General features: G+C 55.8%; 13 protein-coding genes. 4 read left to right on the forward strand and 9 right to left on the reverse strand.

Annotation, left to right across the window (positions count from 1 at the left end):
• Window positions 1–12 precede the first annotated feature (12 nt).
• Window positions 13–1,095 (reverse strand): histidinol-phosphate transaminase, encoded by a 1,083-nt coding sequence (hisC, locus tag BG910_RS08500; protein WP_089036464.1) that lies wholly within the window; start codon window positions 1,093–1,095, stop codon window positions 13–15.
• A gap of 149 nt (window positions 1,096–1,244) precedes the next feature.
• On the opposite strand from hisC, the gene BG910_RS08505 reads away from it, so the two are divergent.
• The 4 genes from BG910_RS08505 to deoC all read left to right on the forward strand — a co-directional run bounded on the left by BG910_RS08505 (window position 1,245) and on the right by deoC (window position 4,570).
• Window positions 1,245–1,805 (forward strand): tetratricopeptide repeat protein, encoded by a 561-nt coding sequence (locus BG910_RS08505; protein ID WP_089036465.1) that lies wholly within the window; start codon window positions 1,245–1,247, stop codon window positions 1,803–1,805.
• Window positions 1,806–2,088: 283 nt separating this feature from the next.
• Window positions 2,089–3,054 carry a PhoH family protein gene (locus BG910_RS08510; RefSeq protein ID WP_089036466.1) on the forward strand — a complete coding sequence of 322 codons (966 nt, stop codon included), beginning with the start codon at window positions 2,089–2,091 and terminating at the stop codon, window positions 3,052–3,054.
• A gap of 263 nt (window positions 3,055–3,317) precedes the next feature.
• Window positions 3,318–3,893, forward strand: a complete 576-nt coding sequence (locus BG910_RS08515) for a DUF4126 domain-containing protein (RefSeq protein ID WP_089036467.1) — start codon at window positions 3,318–3,320, stop codon at window positions 3,891–3,893.
• Between the two features lie 14 nt (window positions 3,894–3,907).
• Window positions 3,908–4,570: a deoxyribose-phosphate aldolase gene (gene deoC / locus BG910_RS08520; RefSeq protein WP_089036468.1), complete on the forward strand. Its 663-nt coding sequence runs from the start codon at window positions 3,908–3,910 to the stop codon at window positions 4,568–4,570.
• 51 nt (window positions 4,571–4,621) lie between these two features.
• Here the strand turns inward: deoC and BG910_RS08525 are convergent, their stop codons facing one another.
• The 8 genes from BG910_RS08525 to BG910_RS08560 form a co-directional block, all read right to left on the reverse strand.
• On the reverse strand, window positions 4,622–6,637 hold the full coding sequence (locus BG910_RS08525; RefSeq protein ID WP_089036469.1) for a BCCT family transporter: 2,016 nt from the start codon (window positions 6,635–6,637) through the stop codon (window positions 4,622–4,624).
• Between the two features lie 294 nt (window positions 6,638–6,931).
• A complete protein-coding gene (gene nagZ, locus BG910_RS08535) occupies window positions 6,932–8,017 on the reverse strand; it encodes a beta-N-acetylhexosaminidase (protein ID WP_089036471.1) in 1,086 nt (361 codons plus the stop codon).
• An 89-nt stretch (window positions 8,018–8,106) separates the two neighbouring features.
• A complete protein-coding gene (locus BG910_RS12370; RefSeq protein WP_157694060.1) occupies window positions 8,107–8,271 on the reverse strand; it encodes a hypothetical protein in 165 nt (54 codons plus the stop codon).
• Window positions 8,272–8,323: 52 nt separating this feature from the next.
• Window positions 8,324–9,841, reverse strand: a complete 1,518-nt coding sequence (locus tag BG910_RS08540) for a Na+/H+ antiporter NhaC family protein (RefSeq protein ID WP_089036472.1) — start codon at window positions 9,839–9,841, stop codon at window positions 8,324–8,326.
• A gap of 306 nt (window positions 9,842–10,147) precedes the next feature.
• Window positions 10,148–11,647, reverse strand: a complete 1,500-nt coding sequence (locus BG910_RS08545) for a DegQ family serine endoprotease (protein ID WP_089036473.1) — start codon at window positions 11,645–11,647, stop codon at window positions 10,148–10,150.
• 625 nt (window positions 11,648–12,272) lie between these two features.
• Window positions 12,273–12,902 carry an endonuclease III gene (gene nth, locus BG910_RS08550; RefSeq protein WP_089037207.1) on the reverse strand — a complete coding sequence of 210 codons (630 nt, stop codon included), beginning with the start codon at window positions 12,900–12,902 and terminating at the stop codon, window positions 12,273–12,275.
• Window positions 12,903–13,006: 104 nt separating this feature from the next.
• Window positions 13,007–13,657, reverse strand: a complete 651-nt coding sequence (locus BG910_RS08555; protein ID WP_089036474.1) for a response regulator — start codon at window positions 13,655–13,657, stop codon at window positions 13,007–13,009.
• Window positions 13,654–15,558 carry a type IV pili methyl-accepting chemotaxis transducer N-terminal domain-containing protein gene (locus tag BG910_RS08560; RefSeq protein WP_089036475.1) on the reverse strand — a complete coding sequence of 635 codons (1,905 nt, stop codon included), beginning with the start codon at window positions 15,556–15,558 and terminating at the stop codon, window positions 13,654–13,656. Before BG910_RS08560 ends, BG910_RS08555 begins: the two co-directional genes overlap by 4 nt.
• Window positions 15,559–15,819: the final 261 nt, after the last annotated feature.

Raw genomic sequence — 15,819 nt, forward strand, 5'->3', positions numbered from 1 at the left:
AAGTTTGAGGTTTCACGATGAATAAGTTCGACGCAGAACAGCCAATACCGCATCATTCTGCTCGGGCGAACCGACGGTAATGCGCACGCATTGTTCGAGCAGCGGGTGTGCGCCGTGTAATTTCTTGATTAGGATTTTAGCCTGTTTCATTGTTTCAAACAATATTTGTGCATCGGGAACATGCAAAGTAATAAAGTTGGCCTCGCTCGGATAGGCTTTCAGACGGCCTATTGCGGATAATTCTTTAAGCATCTGTTCTCGTTCCTGTTTTAAAATCAATATATTGGCGTTGATTCGGTCAAAATGCCGCATGGCGAATTTTGCCGTCGCCAAACTTAACTGGTTCATATTGTAAGGCGGCAGGATTTTTGCCAATTCGTTCATGATTTTCGCGCAGCCTGCGGCATAGCCGATGCGGATGCCTGCAAAACCGATTTTGCTGACCGTGCGCATCACTACCAGATTAGCAATGCTGCCCGCCTGCGGCAGAAACGAATCGTGGCTGAATGCGCCGTAAGCCTCATCCACCACCACAATCCCTTTGGCCGTGCGGATAACGGCTTCCACTTCTTCGCGCTTGAAACACACGCCCGTCGGATTGTTGGGGTAGGCAATAAAGACCAGCGCAGGGTTGTGCGTTTCGATGGCGGTTAACACCGCAGGCAGGTTTAAGGTGAAATCTTCGTTCAGCGGCACGCCGACATAATTCATGCCGAAAAGCGCCGCGTTATGCTTGTACATCACAAAACTCGGCTCGACCGCCAGCATGGTCGCGCCCGCTTTGGCGGTGAGCAGGGTAATAAACTGAATCAGCTCGTCCGAGCCGTTGCCCAGTGCGATTTGCGCCGCATCGGGAATCTGAAACGCATCGCGTAATGCCTGCTGCAAACCGCTTGCTGCGGGATTCGGATAAAGATTGAGCGCGGCCTGTGCCAGCGTTTCCTGCCATTGCGCCATCAGCGACGCATCGCCCGCAAACGGATGGCAGGGGCTTTCCATTGCATCGAGTTTGATAAAACCTTCGGGCACATCGGCGACATGGTAGGCGGTCATGGCGCGAATGTCATCGCGGACAAAGCTAACGGGGGCGGTCATGTTTCAAATCCTGTTCTATATTTTCGGCAATAAACGCTAAGAATTGTAATGTAACACAAAAAGCGTATTAAAGCCGCCCGATTGTCCACAATTTCATTTTAAACGGCCTATAATCCTGACAAACGGTATTTATTGAAGCAGGTTTTCAAATGAAACGGATTGCCGCCATCTTACTCATTGCGGTTTTGAGCGCGTGCAGCGCCAACGAACAGGCAGGCCATAAGCAGGCCGCTGCCGAGCGCGGCATTACCAGCGTCACGATGGAATGGCTGCTGGAAAACGGCGAAGCCGCCTACGTGCAACACGATTACAACCAAGCCATGACCCTGTTTACACAGGCTTCCGCCGCCGGCAGCACCGCCGCGCCGCGCTACATCGGCCTGATGTATCTCAACGGTTACGGCGTGAAGAAAAACGCCCGCCGCGCCGTGGCCGAATTGAATAAAGCCGCCGTCAAAGGCGATGCCGCCGCGCAATATTGGCTGGCGTATTGTTACGAACAAGGCATCGGCACGGAACGCGATTACGATGAAGCCGTCAAATGGTATCTTTCTTCCGCTAATCAGGGCGAATCTGCCGCCGCACCGGCCATGACCGCCTTGGGTCGTTTGGCGGAAAGCAAGGAAGAATCAGAAGGTTGGTATCGGAAAGCCGCCGCCGCGGGCGGAAAGGAAGCGCAGGCGGCGCTGTCTTATTTGGCTTCGCAATAATCTTTGGCTTCGCAATAATCGGATTTTTGACAAAGGCCGTCTGAAAAAGTTTGCAGAAAACTTTTTCAGACGGCCTTTTTGTTTATTTGATAATGTTTGGGTGACGTTTTCTAACAAATTTTCAGAGATACCTGTACTTATTGGTTTTATTCCACTATGAAGTTTTCAGACGGCCTGTTGCCGCAAGCCGAAAAATCCGCCTGCATTTGTGAATCATCGCGGTGACAGGTTTATAATGCCCCCATCGGTTTCATCTTCATTATCCAAAGGAACTCAATCTTTCATGACCCACACCGTCCATCTTCAGTTTGACGATATCGACAACACCGTTTTACAGCGCCTCTGCGGTGCGCTCGACAGCAACCTCGACGCACTTGCCCGTGCGCTCGGCATCGAAATCAGCCGCCGTTTCGGCAACTTTACTTTTTTCGGTGAACACGCCCACGCCGGCCGCCGCGCCTTGCTCGCGCTGGCCGAAGCCGCGGAACACGGCGATTTGGAAGAAAATGCCATTCAGCTTGCCGCCGTCGAAGCCAAAACCGCCGACGAAGCATATGAAGAAAAAACGCGCGACCAGCAATATTATTTCCGCACCAAACGCGGTAGCATCGGCGGGCGTACGCCGCGCCAAAACGGTTACATCCGCGCCTTGCTCAACCACGATGTCGTGTTCGGCCTCGGCCCCGCCGGTACCGGCAAAACCTATCTCGCCGTTGCCGCCGCCGTCGATGCAATGGAAAAACACCAAATCGAACGCATCGTTTTGGTGCGCCCCGCCGTCGAAGCCGGTGAAAAACTCGGTTTCCTGCCCGGCGATCTGGCGCAGAAAGTCGATCCCTACCTGCGCCCGCTCTACGATGCGCTGTACGACCTGATGGGCTTCGACCGCGTGACCAAGCTGATGGAAAAAGGGCTGATCGAAATCGCCCCGCTGGCCTATATGCGCGGGCGCACGCTCAACGGCGCGTATGTCATCCTCGACGAAGCGCAAAACACCACGCCCGAGCAGATGAAGATGTTCCTCACCCGCATCGGATTCGGCGCGAAAGCCGTGATTACCGGCGACATCAGCCAAATCGACCTGCCGCGCAACATCAAATCCGGCCTGAAAGACGCGCGCGAAAAACTGTGCGGTGTCGAGGGGCTGTATTTTCACACCTTTACCAGTGAAGACGTCGTGCGTCATCCGCTGGTGCAAAAAATCGTTGAGGCCTACGACGCGGCCGATGCGGCGGCGGAACGGGGGTGAGGCCGTCTGAAAGAATAGGGGCTGGATAAAGTAGAACCGGTGGCTGAGCGAAGTCGAAGCCCTTTTGCTTTTCAGCAATGCCCAAGAGGCTTCGACTACGCGCAGCCACCGACTGAGATGCACTGTTGCGGCTTGAGGCCGTCTGAAAAGTTGCGTTGTATCCTGACGTGTTATCCACCACATTTTCAGACGGCTCGAAACAGAAACAGCATTTTATCCAACCATTTGATTTATAAAAATACTTTCTAAAAAACGGATTCTCCATGTTTGACTTCACCATACTCATCAGTATCGCGCTCGGCATCGGTTTGGCGGCGGCCAGCGGGTTCCGCGTATTTCTGCCGCTGTTTGCCCTCAGCCTGTCGGCGTATTTCGGGCTTTGGCCGTTAAACGAAAACTTCCAATGGCTCGCTTCCGTGCCCGCACTGATTATTTTGGGCGTGGCGACGGTGGCGGAAATCGGCGCGTATCTGTTTCCCTTTATCGACAACCTGCTGGATACGCTGGCCGTGCCGCTGGCGGGCGTGGCGGGAACGGCGGTGATGGCTTCGACCACGGCGGATTTAAGCCCTGCGGTCACTTGGACGCTGGCGGTGATTGCCGGCGGCGGTGCGGCTGCTGCGGTGAAAGGGATCAACGCGACGGCACGCGCGGCGGGCACCGCGACTACGGCGGGTTTGGCCAATCCCGTGGTGTCGGTGGCGGAAACGGGCGCGGCGGCGGGAATGGCGGCGTTGAGCCTGTTTGTGCCGTTTTTGACGCTGGGCGTGTTATTGGTTTTGGTGTTTTGGCTGTGGCGGCGCTACCGTGGTTTTCAAGCGCGGCGCATGGTGAACTAGAGAGGAGAGTTTCGATGGAAATCAACCGTTTAATCGACCATACTTTATTGAAAGCCGACAGTACGCAGGCGCAGATCGACCGTTTGCTTGAAGAGGCGCGGCGTTATCATTTTGCGTCGGTATGCGTAAACCCCGTCTGGGTGGTGCACGCGGCGCAGGCTTTGCGCGGAACGGATGTGAAAGTCTGCACGGTTGTCGGTTTTCCGCTGGGCGTGAATACGTCGGCGTGTAAGGCGTTTGAAACGCAAAATGCGCTGGAAAACGGCGCGGACGAAGTGGATATGGTCATCAACATCGGTCAGGCCAAAGCGGGGAATTTTGCGGCGGTCGAGGACGATATCCGCGCGGTGGTCGGCGCAGCGGGCGGGAAGACGGTCAAGGTGATTATCGAAACCTGCCTGCTGACCGACGAAGAAAAAGTCCGTGCCTGTTTGGCGGCGAAAGTGGCGGGTGCGGATTTTGTGAAAACGTCCACAGGTTTTTCGGGCGGCGGTGCAACGGCGGCTGATGTGCGCCTGATGCGGGAAACGGTCGGCAGCGAAATGGGCGTGAAAGCCTCGGGCGGCGTGCGTTCGCTGGAAGATGTGCGGACGTTGGTTGCGGCGGGTGCCAGCCGCATCGGTGCGTCGTCGGGCGTGGCCATTATGGAAGGTTTGGCGGCTGAGGGCGGATATTGAGATTTGGGGTGGAATGGTAAAGGCCGTCTGAATTTTCAGACGGCCTTTGTTTTATTCCGCCAACTCGGTTTGTTCGTGCGACATGATTTCCTGTCCGACGTTTTCCAAGAGGCTTAAGTAGCGTTCGTATTGCTTGAGAATATCGGCAATCAGCTCTTGGCGTGTCATGTATTGCACATCATAACCCGTGCGGCCGTCTGAAAAATACGTCATTGGAACGTAAGCCATGTTGCTTTGGATGTGCGGCAGATTATCGTCTTGAACGAGCTGGTCGGCGATGGCGTAGCCGACGGTTTTGATGCCGTACACGAAATTGCGCATGGTCTCTTTCTCAATCACGAGCTCAACCGCAGGCTCTTCGCATTCGAGGAAAATGTTGGTCTGAACGCTCAAACCGTGTACGTCCGACATCTCGCCGCCGAGTTCGCGCATGGCGGGCAGGGCGGTGTGTTTGAGGAATTTGAGGATGTCTTTTTCCTGCGCCTGGTTCATCATCTGCCCCAAACGCTCGCGCCAGCGTTCGCCCGTCCAGAAAATGCTGGTGGGGGTGACTTGGGCAGAGAAGTATTTTTTGTCTGCTTCCAGCGCGCGCCAGAGGCTGAACGCCATCAGAATCATCAATACGGAAAACGGCAGCGAAGCAAGCAGGGTCATGGTTTGCAGCGCACCCAAGCCGCCCGAGCCGAGCAGGGCGATGGTAACCAGCGCCATCATCAGTGCCCACATCACCGCCTGCCATTTGGGCGAGGCGATGCTTTTATCGCGCGAGGCCATGTTGTTCAACACATAAATGCCCGAGTCGGCCGAGGTGATGAAAAACAGAGCAATCACAATCAGCGCGACCACGCTGCTGAGTGCGGAAAGCGGCAGGTATTCCAAAAAGGCAAACAGCAGTTTTTCGGGGGTGGAAGTTAACGCCGCCAATGCGCCGCTTGCGCCGTGGGTGTCGAGCCAGATGGCGCTGTTGCCGAAAACGGTAAACCACAACACACTGAAAATGCTGGGAATCGCCAACACGCCGAAGGCAAATTCGCGGATGGTGCGGCCGCGCGAAATACGGGCGATAAAAAGGCCGACAAACGGCGCCCACGAACACCACCACGCCCAGTAGAGAATCGTCCAGCCGGTAAACCAGCCTGTATTTTCAGGTTCGTAAACAAAGGTTTTGAAACTGAGCCGCACGATGTTCGACAGATAATAGCCCAGATTGTCGCTGAACGCCGAGAGCAGATACAGCGTCGGGCCGCTGGACAATACAAACAGCAGCAGCAACGAAGCCAAGACCAAATTGGCCTCGCTCAACATCTTCACGCCCTTGCCCACGCCTGACGCCGCCGACAAAGCCGCCATGCCCATCACTGCGAAAATCACCGCAATCTGCATGGAAAAACTGTTTTCCCGAATCCAGCCCAACTGCTGCAAACCCGAGCCGAGCTGCGCCGCGCCCAAACCCAGCGACGTGATGATACCGAACAGCGTCGCAATCAGCGCCAACACGTCCACCGCATCGCCGAGCCGCCCGTTGATGCGGTCTTTCAGCAGCGGGTAAAAACACGAACGCAGCGCCAACGGCAGCTTGTAGCGGAAACCGAAATACGCCAGCGCCAGCGCGATGATGCCGTAGGCCGCCCAAGCATGGAAACCCCAATGGAACACCGAATGCAGCATTGCCTCCTTCGCCTGCCCGCTGCTGACGGGTGCCGCATAATGCGACAGCGGTTCGGCCACCCCGAAAAACATCAGACCTACGCCCATGCCCGCCGCAAACAGCATTGCCAGCCACGACATAAACGAAAATTCAGGCCCTTCCTCGTCCGCCCCCAGCTTGATGCTGCCCAGATTGCTGATGCACAGCAAAATCAGAAACAGCAGAAACAGCGAAAAAGTCAAAACGTAAAACCAACTGAAATGACGGAACACCGCCTCTTTCGCGGCGTTCAAAACCTCCTGCATCGCAGCGGGCGTCAGCAGCGCGGCGACGAAAATTACAGAAACAAAAAGCAGCGTAATGCCGATAACGACAGGATTAAACGACGATTTTTGTTGGATTAGAGTACGGATACCCATTTAGTCCTCCATATTTTATCGTTAACTTAAAAAGACAGATTTTTCAGACGGCATCAGGCGGTAAAACCCCGGCCGGAAGAAGAAAATTGAAAAAATAAATTAAGTGATGTTTTTGATTGTTTAAATAATATCAAAAAATTAATAAGTTGAAAAACCATATGGAATATAAGGGAATTTTTAAGGCCGGAAAAGCGGGTATAAAAACAGCGGCAGCGGTTTGATTTAAAAAGGATAAAACGGGAAACAGGCCGTCTGAAAACTTTCAGACGGCCTTTATTTTTAAATTCCAACAACTCAAAACGCTTCGCCAACCTTCACGCCGCCGGCAGTATCTTTCGGGGTGGCCAATGCGGCGGTCAGGGCTTGGGCGGCTTTGAAAGCGTCGGTTTCCATTACGGCCTCTGCGGCTTCGGGGCTGAGGCTGCCGGCCATATACTGCCAGCGGGCGGCAAGGTCGGGGTTGGCGGGGATTTGGAAGCCGTCGCGCAGTTCGTCCACCAAATCGGGGCGGTTGCAGACCAGCGCGATGTCGCAGCCGGCGGCAAAGGCGTTTGCGGCGCGTTCGCGGATGCCGCCTGCGCAGCCGGCGCCTTCCATGGTAAGGTCGTCTGAAAAAATCACGCCTTTGAAGCCGATGTCGCGGCGCAGAATCTGTTTCAGCCATTTTTCGGAAAAGCCGGCTGGATTGGGGTCGATGGCGGGGTAAACGACGTGGGCGGGCATGACGGCGGCCATTCCTGCCGCGCTGAGTTTGCGGAAGGGCACGATGTCGGCGGCTTCAAGCTCGGCGAGGCTGCGGTTGTCTTGCGGTTGGGTAAGGTGGCTGTCGCCTTCGACGAAGCCGTGGCCGGGGAAATGTTTGCCGCAGGCTTTCATGCCGCCGCGGTTGAGGCCGCGTTGCAGGGCGAGGGCGAGTTGGGTAACGACTTCGGAATCGGCGTGGAAACTGCGGTTGCCGATGACGGCGCAGCAGCCCCAGTTTAAATCCAACACGGGGGTAAACGATAAATCGACGCCGCAGGCCGCCAGCTCGGTGGCGAGTACCCAACCGACTTGTTCGGCTTTTTCGCGGGCGGCTTCGGGGCTTTCGTTGTCCCAGATTTCGCCCAAGACGTTCATTGCGGGCAGACGGGTGAACCCGGGGATAAAGCGCTGCACGCGCCCGCCTTCGTGATCGACGGCGATGATGAGCCCGGGCTCGCGCAGGGCTTTGATTTCGGCGGTCAGTGCTTTGAGCTGCGGCACGTTTTCAAAATTGCGGCGGAACAGAATCACGCCGCCGATAGCGGGATCGAGCAGACGCTGTTTTTCTTCGTCGGTGAGGCGGTAGACGTTGACGTCGGCCATCACGGGGCCGCGGGGGATGTGGGGTTTGTTCATGTTTCGGGGTTCCTGTCGGTTTTCAGACGGCCGGTCTGTATAGGCCGTCTGAACAATCCGGTTTTGTTGTACGCCATGCGGATGGCGGTTTATCTGGTTTTCCGTATCAACACCCAAACGGCGCAGGCGGCAAGCAGTATTAGCCAGAAAAGCAGGTCTTTGCCGATGGTTGTGTCCAAACGGGGGTAAATCAAATTGGAGAAGACAACGTAGAACATGCCCGTTGCAACGGCGGTCGGAACCAGTTTTTTCATGCGCTTGCTCCTTGGAAATACCGTATACCGTGCAACCGCTGTTCAGACGGCATCAGGCTGCGGCTTTTTTGTTTCGCAACATCAGTATCAGTGCAGCCAAAACAACAGCAGTTACGGCAAAGCCCAGCCATGCCGAGTGGCTCAGCCCCAAGGCGAGGTAGCCTGCGGTAGCGGCGGCGGCGACGGTCAGGGCATAGGGAAGTTGGGAGGTAACGTGGTCGATGTGGTTGCAGTGCGCGCCGGTGGAAGAGAGGATGGTGGTGTCGGAAATCGGCGAGCAGTGGTCGCCGCAGACGGCACCGGCCATCACGGCGGACATACACGGAATCACCAGCGCGGGATCGGTTTTGACCGCCATCGCGGCGGCAATCGGCAGCATGATGCCGAAGGTGCCCCAACTGGTGCCGGTGGAAAACGCCATCACGCAGGCGAGCAGGAACAGAATGGCGGGTAGAAAGCCGGGATTGATGTTGCCCGCAACCAGCGAGGAGAGGTATTCGCCGGTTTTCATGTCGCTGACGACGGCGCTGATGAGCCAGGCCAGAATCAGGATGGTAATCGCGCCGAACATGGATTTCATGCCCCTCCAAACGGCGCGGGGGTAGTCGCTGCCTTTGATTGTGCCGACGGTGCAGAGCAAAACGGCGCCGACGCCGCAGAAGCCACCGAATACCAGCGAAGTGTTGACGTCGGTGTTTTCAAACGCACCCAAAATGCTGAATGTTTCCAGCGCCTGCGCGCCCGTGTGGAGCATGGCGGAGAGGGTGGAAACAATCAGCACCAACACGGGCACAATCAGCGCATACACGCGCCCTTTTAGGCCGTCTGAAACTTCGGCGTCGTCATGGGTCTGTGCCTGCGCGGTGCGCTCGAAATGCGCCATCGAGCCGATGTCGAACGAAAACCACGCCACGACAAACACCATAATCAGCGCAAAAAGCGCGTAATAATTCATCAGGCTCATGGCGACAAACGCGCCCATCGGCGAATAGTCGCTGATTTTGTAGGTCACGAGCAAACCCGCGAGCGTGGCGATAATCGACGCGCCCCAGCTCGACACGGGCATCAAAACGCACATCGGCGCAGCGGTGGAATCGAGGATATACGCGAGTTTGGCGCGGGAAACTTTGAATTTGTCGGTAACGGGGCGGGCAATCGCACCGACGGCGAGGCTGTGGAAATAGTCGTCGATAAAGGTCACGAACACGAGGCAGGCGGTCAGCATTTTCGCGCCGCGACGGCCCTTGATATGGCGTTTCGCCCAATCGGCAAAGGCTTGGTTGCTGCCCGAAAACGTCAGCAACGAAGTGAAAATACCCAGCAGCAGCAGGAAAATCAGAATTTTCAGCTTGCCCAACGACCACGCGCCGTCTGCCCACACCAGCGCAACGGCCATGTTTTTCAGATGAACGAGGCCGTCTGCGGGATTGCCGCCGGTCAGAAGCAGCGCGCCGACAAGAATACCGATGCCCAGTGACAGCAGAACGCGGCGGGTAACGACAGCCAGCGCCAGCGCGAGAAAGGCGGGAACGACGGAGAGGAAAGAGTGGGAATAATCGGCTAATTGCATGGTTTTTTTATTGTTTGGGAGGTTGGGTGGGGGCGGGTAAGGCCGTCTGACACTTCGACTGCGCTCAGCAACCGAACTTACTTCTACCGACGTCATTCCCGCCTGTGCGGGAATGACGTCGGTTGGGGATTTAGCGTTTCAGACAATCTTCAAACAGCTTTCCGGCTTTTTTACAAAACCCTCAGGCCGTTTGAAAAACAACCCCAGTCAAAACAACAAAATACCCGCTGTTTTCAGCAAGCGGGCATTTTATCGTCAGGCTCGGTCCGGCAAAACGCAGACGCCGCCTGATGCCGTCTGAAACGTTTATTGCAGGTTCAGCGCCATAAAGAGCGTATCTTCGCCGCGCTGCACCAAAAGCGGCACTTTTTTGCCGGCGTTGCTCAAGGCGCTGCGGAAATCGGCTTCGCTGGCGACGTTCAGATTGTTTACAGCCAGCACTTCGTCGCCGCGTTTCAAACCTGCGCGTTCGGCGGCGCCGCTGACGCCGATAACGATCAGATGGGTTTTTCCGTCGCCGTCGGTTTGCGGGCGCAGGGTCAGGCCGCTGCCCTGCGGGGTGAAGCCTTCGCTGCCGGGCTGCTGCGGTTTGGCTTCCGGCTCGGAAGCGGTGTTGCTTTCGGTTTGCTCGCCCATGCTGCCGAGTTTGACTTTGACGTTAATCTTTTCCCCTTTGCGCCAAACTTCCAGGTTCACTTCCTTGCCCGGGGCAATTGCGCCGACCATCACGGGCAGATCGCTGGAAGCGCGGACTTCTTCGCCGTTGACGCTGCGTACGATGTCGCCGACCTGCAAGCCTGCGGCAGCGGCGGGACTGTTGGGTATGATTTTGGCGATCAGCGCACCGCTGGCTTTGTCAAGGCCGAACGATTGCGCCAAATCGTAGGAAACTTCCTGAATAATCACGCCGAGTTGGCCGCGCTGCACTTTGCCGGTGGTGCGCAATTGGTTGGCGACGTTCATCGCTACATCAATCGGAATGGCAAACGAAATACCCATAAAACCGCCGCTGCGGCTGTAAATCTGTGAGTTGATGCCGACAACCTGGCCTTTGAGGTTAAACAGCGGGCCGCCCGAGTTGCCCGGATTGATGGCGACGTCGGTTTGGATAAACGGGGTGTAGTTTTCGTTGGGCAGGCTGCGGCCTTTGGCGGAAACGATGCCGGCGGTAACGCTGTTGTCAAAGCCGAACGGCGCGCCGATGGCGGCTACCCATTCGCCCGGTTTCAAATCTTTCGGATTGCCGATTTTGACCACGGGCAGGTCTTGGGCGTCGATTTTCAGAAGCGCGACGTCAGACTGGCGGTCGGAACCGATGAGTTTGGCCGAATATTCGCGCTTGTCGTTGAGCAAAACCTTGATATTGCCCATGCCGGAAACGACGTGGGTATTGGTAAGAATGTAGCCGTCGGGGCTGATGATGAAGCCCGAACCGAAATTCAGACCGCTGCCGTCTTCCTCTTCCTGCGGCATGTCGGGCATATTCGGAACGAGGCGTTTGAAAAACTCGGAAAACGGATCGCCGTCGGGAAGCTGGCTCAAATCCATGCCTTCTTCGCTGCTGCCGCGCTTCGCCGCACTGTTGGGCGTAGCTTGGATATTGACGACGGTTTGTCCTTCTTTATCAACAAGTTGGGCAAAGTCGGGCAACAACATGCCGACGGTTTCGTCTTTTTTCGGCTCGACGCGCTGCACCATTTCCTGCGGCTCGTTTTTGCCGAAAAAGCTGTTGATTTTGTCGCAGCCGGCGACGGTGAGAAGTGATGCCGCAATAATCAGCGCGGCTTGGCTGCGGTTGGTTTTCATGCCCACGGTGTTTCCTTTTGAGCGGTGTGGTTTGGGAAATATTTGAATGGTTTAACGGCGTTTTCTATTATTGTCAGGCCGTCTGCATCAGAAAAAGCAGAATATAGAATTTTTACACTTTATCCGTATTTTTTCAAGCGTTTCATTTTAAATGGGAAAATGCCGTCTGAAACTATGGAACGCTGATGTTTCCGGCGTTTTAAATTTCGGCAGGGTCCAAAACCGGTAATGACTGAGTTTCTGCAATCTGCCCCCTTCCCCGCGCTTTATGCGGGGGAGGGCTGGGGTGGGGCAGTTTTCTTCCTGAAATGGTAAATTTTTCCGAAAGCCACGCGGAACGTGCATCTACGAAGCACCACCCTCTCCCTAGCCCTCTACACCCTCTTCGAGGGCAAGCGCGCAAGGCGCAGGAGAGGGGACGGATTGTAAGAACGCCAAAAAGTAGCGTCGAAAATCAGCCGCTTTTGTAGATTTGGATTCAACCAACTTTTTGATATTTCGGTGTTTTAATTTTTCTGAAATGTCAGTTAAGAAAAATTTATCCCCGCCTGTGCGGGAATGGCGTTTACGCATTTGCAGGTTTGATGTGTTTTTTGCAAAGCTCACGACCTTTATTTCGCCCCCCTCACGTTTTTGCCGGATATTCGCACAAATCGTTAATCAGACAGCTCCGGCACTGCGGTTTCAGCGCCTTGCAGGTATAGCGGCCGTGCAGAATCAGCCAGTGGTGCGCGTCCATCAGAAATTCTTTCGGAACGAAACGCATCAGCTTGTCTTCCACTTCGCGCACATCCTTGCCCGGTGCGATTTTGGTGCGGTTGGCAACGCGGAAAATATGGGTGTCGACCGCCATCACGGGTTGTCCGAATGCGGTGTTTAAAACCACATTCGCCGTTTTCCGCCCCACGCCCGGCAGCGATTCCAGCGCCGCGCGGTCGGCGGGCACTTCGCCGTTGTAGCGTTCCAAAAGAATGCGGCAGGTCTGCATGATGTGTTTGGACTTGGTTTTGTAGAGGCCGATGGTTTTGGTGTATTCCATCATGCCGTCCAAACCCAAATCCAGCATGGCCTGCGGGTTGTTGGCCACGGGGAACAGCTTCGCCGTGGCTTTGTTGACGCCGACGTCGGTCGCCTGCGCGGAAAGTAAAACGGCGATCAACAGCTCAAATGGCGAATTGAAATTCAGCTCGGTGGTCGGGTGCGGATTGGCGGCGCGGAAACGCTCGAAAATTTCTTGGCGGATGGTCTTGTTCATTTGAATCGGCAATCGGTAGGGTAGGGGAATGATATTTGAGGCCGTCTGAAAACAGTTTCGCCGGTACGGGCGGCTTTCAGACGGCCTTCGGCAGTTCGGCGGGCTTATTCTTCTTCTTCGACCAATTTATGCTGAATCGCATACACCGCCGCCTGTACGCGGCTGCTGAGGCCGAGTTTTTTCAAAATGCTCTGAACGTAGGCTTTGATGGTGGATTCGGCGAGGTTGAGGTGTTTGGCGATGACTTTGTTGCTGTGGCCGACGGCGAGGTGTTTAAGGGTTTCCAATTCGCGCGGGGTAAGGGTGTCGAGGGCGTGGTCGGCGGCGGGGCGGGCGGGGGTGATGAGCGACTGCACCAGATGCGCGGTCATTTCGGGCGAGAATACGCTGTCGCCCTGAGCGGCTTTGGCGATGGCATCGAGCAGGAAATCGGCGTCGATGTTTTTCAGCAGAAAGCCTTGTGAGCCGAGTTTCATGCATTCGATGAGGTCGTCGCTGTCTTCGGAAACGGTCAGGATGACGACTTTCTGCTGCGGGTGGCTGCTGAGGATTTGCCCGAGCGCTTCGCGGCCGTTCATCACGGGCATATCGAGGTCGAGCAAAACGAGGTCGGGTTGGAGCTGTTCGACCAGTTTGACGCCCGAAAGGCCGTCTGCGGCTTCGCCGATGACTTCAAAATCGGCTTCTTCCAATACGGAACGGATGCCGCGGCGGAACAGGGTGTGGTCGTCGATGAGTACGATGGTGGGGTTCATTCCGGTGTTCTCTCCTGTTGCGGCAGGCGCAGGGTAACGGCGGTGCGGCTGCCTTTTTCTGATGTGATGTCGAGTCGGGCACGGATGCGTTTGGCGCGCTCAAACATAATATTTAACCCGACATGGCCGTTTTCTGCAAAGTCGTTGAGATGGGCGGTATCGAAACCGCAGCCGTCGTCTTCGATGGTCATTTCAAAATCGTCTTGGTTGCGGAACGTCAGGCACACATTTTGGGCGCGGGCGTGTTTGCGGATGTTGGACAAACTTTCCTGCAAAATGAAAATAAACTGAAGCTGCTGTTCGGCGGTAAGCTGCGGGCCGTCGTCGTGCCACTCGGCTTCGATGTGCGTGCCCGTCTGCTGGCGGAAACGGCTGACCAGCTGTTCGACCGCTTCGTTGAATTCGTTGCGGGTGATTTTTGTGCGGAAGTTGAGCAGAAGCTCGCGCACGTCTTCATAACATTCCTGTACGCCTTCTTTGATGAACTGGAGTTTTTCATCGACTTTGCGGTCGCGTTTGCCGTCTGATTTGTCCAGCGCCTTGTCGAGCATTTGGATTTGCAGGTTGAGGAAGGTTAAGGTTTGGGCGATGCTGTCGTGCAAGCCCTGCGCAATCAGGTTGCGTTCCTGCAAAACGGCGAGCTGGCGGTTTTCGATGCCTAAGCGCAGGTTGCTGACGGCCACGCCGAGCTGGCGACACAATGCTTCAATCAGCGCGGTATCGCTATCGGTGCGGACGGCTTCGGTAAAGTAAAGCGTCATCATACCCAAATCATGGCCGCTGCTGCTGATTTTGAATACGCGCAAAAAATGGAAGCCCGAACGGCTGCACAAAGGCTCGTTTACCGCCAAATCGGTCGGTCGGGTTTTATAGAAATCGACCGTCTGAGGGCCTTGAAGCCCCGCTGCCGTGCCGCAGCTGCATTCTTCCAAACGGCGGCAGGCTTCGGCCGTCTGAAGGTTTTCGGGCAGACCGGCGTGGGCAATCAAATCCATGCGTTTGCGCTGGAAATCAATCAGGCGGATGCTGCCCGCTTTTGCCTGCGGCACCATTTCCATGATTTTGGCAAGAAAGCCTTCCGCCGCTTCGGAAACGGTCAGCGTTTGGCTCAATAAATGGCTGAAGAAATAAAGCGTTTCCAGCGAGCGGTTTTTCTCCGCCAAATCGCGGGTTTTGTCCGCCACTTCCTGTTCGAGGTTTTGGTAAAGGTCGCGCAGGCGCGTGCTCATCTGGTTGAAACCCTTATCTACCTCGGCAAACTCGGTCAGATGGTCGGTCGGCACCTGTACGCCGAAATCTCCTTCGTGAATCGCGTTCACCCCGTTTTGCAGCCGCCCCAGCGGCAGGATAATCCACGCATACAGCAACACCACCATCACCAGCGAGCTGACCGTTACCAGCGCCAGCAAAACCAGTTGGAACAGGCGCAGGCGGTTGATGTAGCGGTTGTTGACCGCCTCGATAGACTTCGTCAGCGTGTCGATGGTTTGGATAAACGGCGGAATGCGGGCGCGGTCAAACGCCGCCTTGCCCGCCGAAACCGCCAGAAACCACGGCTTGACCTCGTTTTGCCAAGACGCACGCAGCAGTGCCATGTTTTGTTGAACCGCCTCGTCGTCGGGCAGAAACAGCGGCCGCTCGGGCACGCCTTTGACCAAGTTGCCGATGGTATGGTCGAAATCGCCGACAAACCCCGCCACTTCCGCCTCGGGCGCGCGGCTTTCCAGCAGCAGCCCCAAACGGTAGGTCTGCATCCGCAGGCTGCCCGTATCGTTAATCGCCGCCGCCCCGCCTTCCAGCCGCCACGACAAAACCAGCGTCAAAACGATGGAAGCGACGGCGACCAGCAGCCAGAGCAGGGTGAGGAGTTTCAGACGGGCGGAGAGGCGTTTCGGGAGCATGGTAGGGTTTTGCGGGGTCGGGCTGGATGGGGTTTTCAGACGGCCGTCTGAAAATGATTGGGTAAAACTTCGGGCGTTTTGCTTTCTCTAGCAGGTAGTAGGTACGGTTAGCCGCCTAAAGCGGCGTAACCGTACAAACCTGTACGCCGTACCGTGTGAATCACGCAAATTTATCGTTTTATTTTTCAAACGGCATCAGCAGACATTCCGAACGACGTGGCGTACGGTTACGCCGCTTTAGGTGGTACCTACGGCTGCTGC

The organism is Neisseria chenwenguii (genome assembly GCF_002216145.1).
Taxonomy (GTDB): Bacteria; Pseudomonadota; Gammaproteobacteria; order Burkholderiales; family Neisseriaceae; genus Neisseria; species Neisseria chenwenguii.

Bases quoted from the DNA above. Each gene is read 5' to 3' on its own strand.
- hisC (WP_089036464.1), bottom strand. From the start codon at position 1,095: ATGACCGCCCCCGTTAGCTTTGTCCGCGATGACATTCGCGCCATGACC.
- BG910_RS08505 (WP_089036465.1), top strand. From the start codon at position 1,245: ATGAAACGGATTGCCGCCATCTTACTCATTGCGGTTTTGAGCGCGTGC.
- BG910_RS08510 (WP_089036466.1), top strand. From the start codon at position 2,089: ATGACCCACACCGTCCATCTTCAGTTTGACGATATCGACAACACCGTT.
- BG910_RS08515 (WP_089036467.1), top strand. From the start codon at position 3,318: ATGTTTGACTTCACCATACTCATCAGTATCGCGCTCGGCATCGGTTTG.
- deoC (WP_089036468.1), top strand. From the start codon at position 3,908: ATGGAAATCAACCGTTTAATCGACCATACTTTATTGAAAGCCGACAGT.
- BG910_RS08525 (WP_089036469.1), bottom strand. From the start codon at position 6,637: ATGGGTATCCGTACTCTAATCCAACAAAAATCGTCGTTTAATCCTGTC.
- nagZ (WP_089036471.1), bottom strand. From the start codon at position 8,017: ATGAACAAACCCCACATCCCCCGCGGCCCCGTGATGGCCGACGTCAAC.
- BG910_RS12370 (WP_157694060.1), bottom strand. From the start codon at position 8,271: ATGAAAAAACTGGTTCCGACCGCCGTTGCAACGGGCATGTTCTACGTT.
- BG910_RS08540 (WP_089036472.1), bottom strand. From the start codon at position 9,841: ATGCAATTAGCCGATTATTCCCACTCTTTCCTCTCCGTCGTTCCCGCC.
- BG910_RS08545 (WP_089036473.1), bottom strand. From the start codon at position 11,647: ATGAAAACCAACCGCAGCCAAGCCGCGCTGATTATTGCGGCATCACTT.
- nth (WP_089037207.1), bottom strand. From the start codon at position 12,902: ATGAACAAGACCATCCGCCAAGAAATTTTCGAGCGTTTCCGCGCCGCC.
- BG910_RS08555 (WP_089036474.1), bottom strand. From the start codon at position 13,657: ATGAACCCCACCATCGTACTCATCGACGACCACACCCTGTTCCGCCGC.
- BG910_RS08560 (WP_089036475.1), bottom strand. From the start codon at position 15,558: ATGCTCCCGAAACGCCTCTCCGCCCGTCTGAAACTCCTCACCCTGCTC.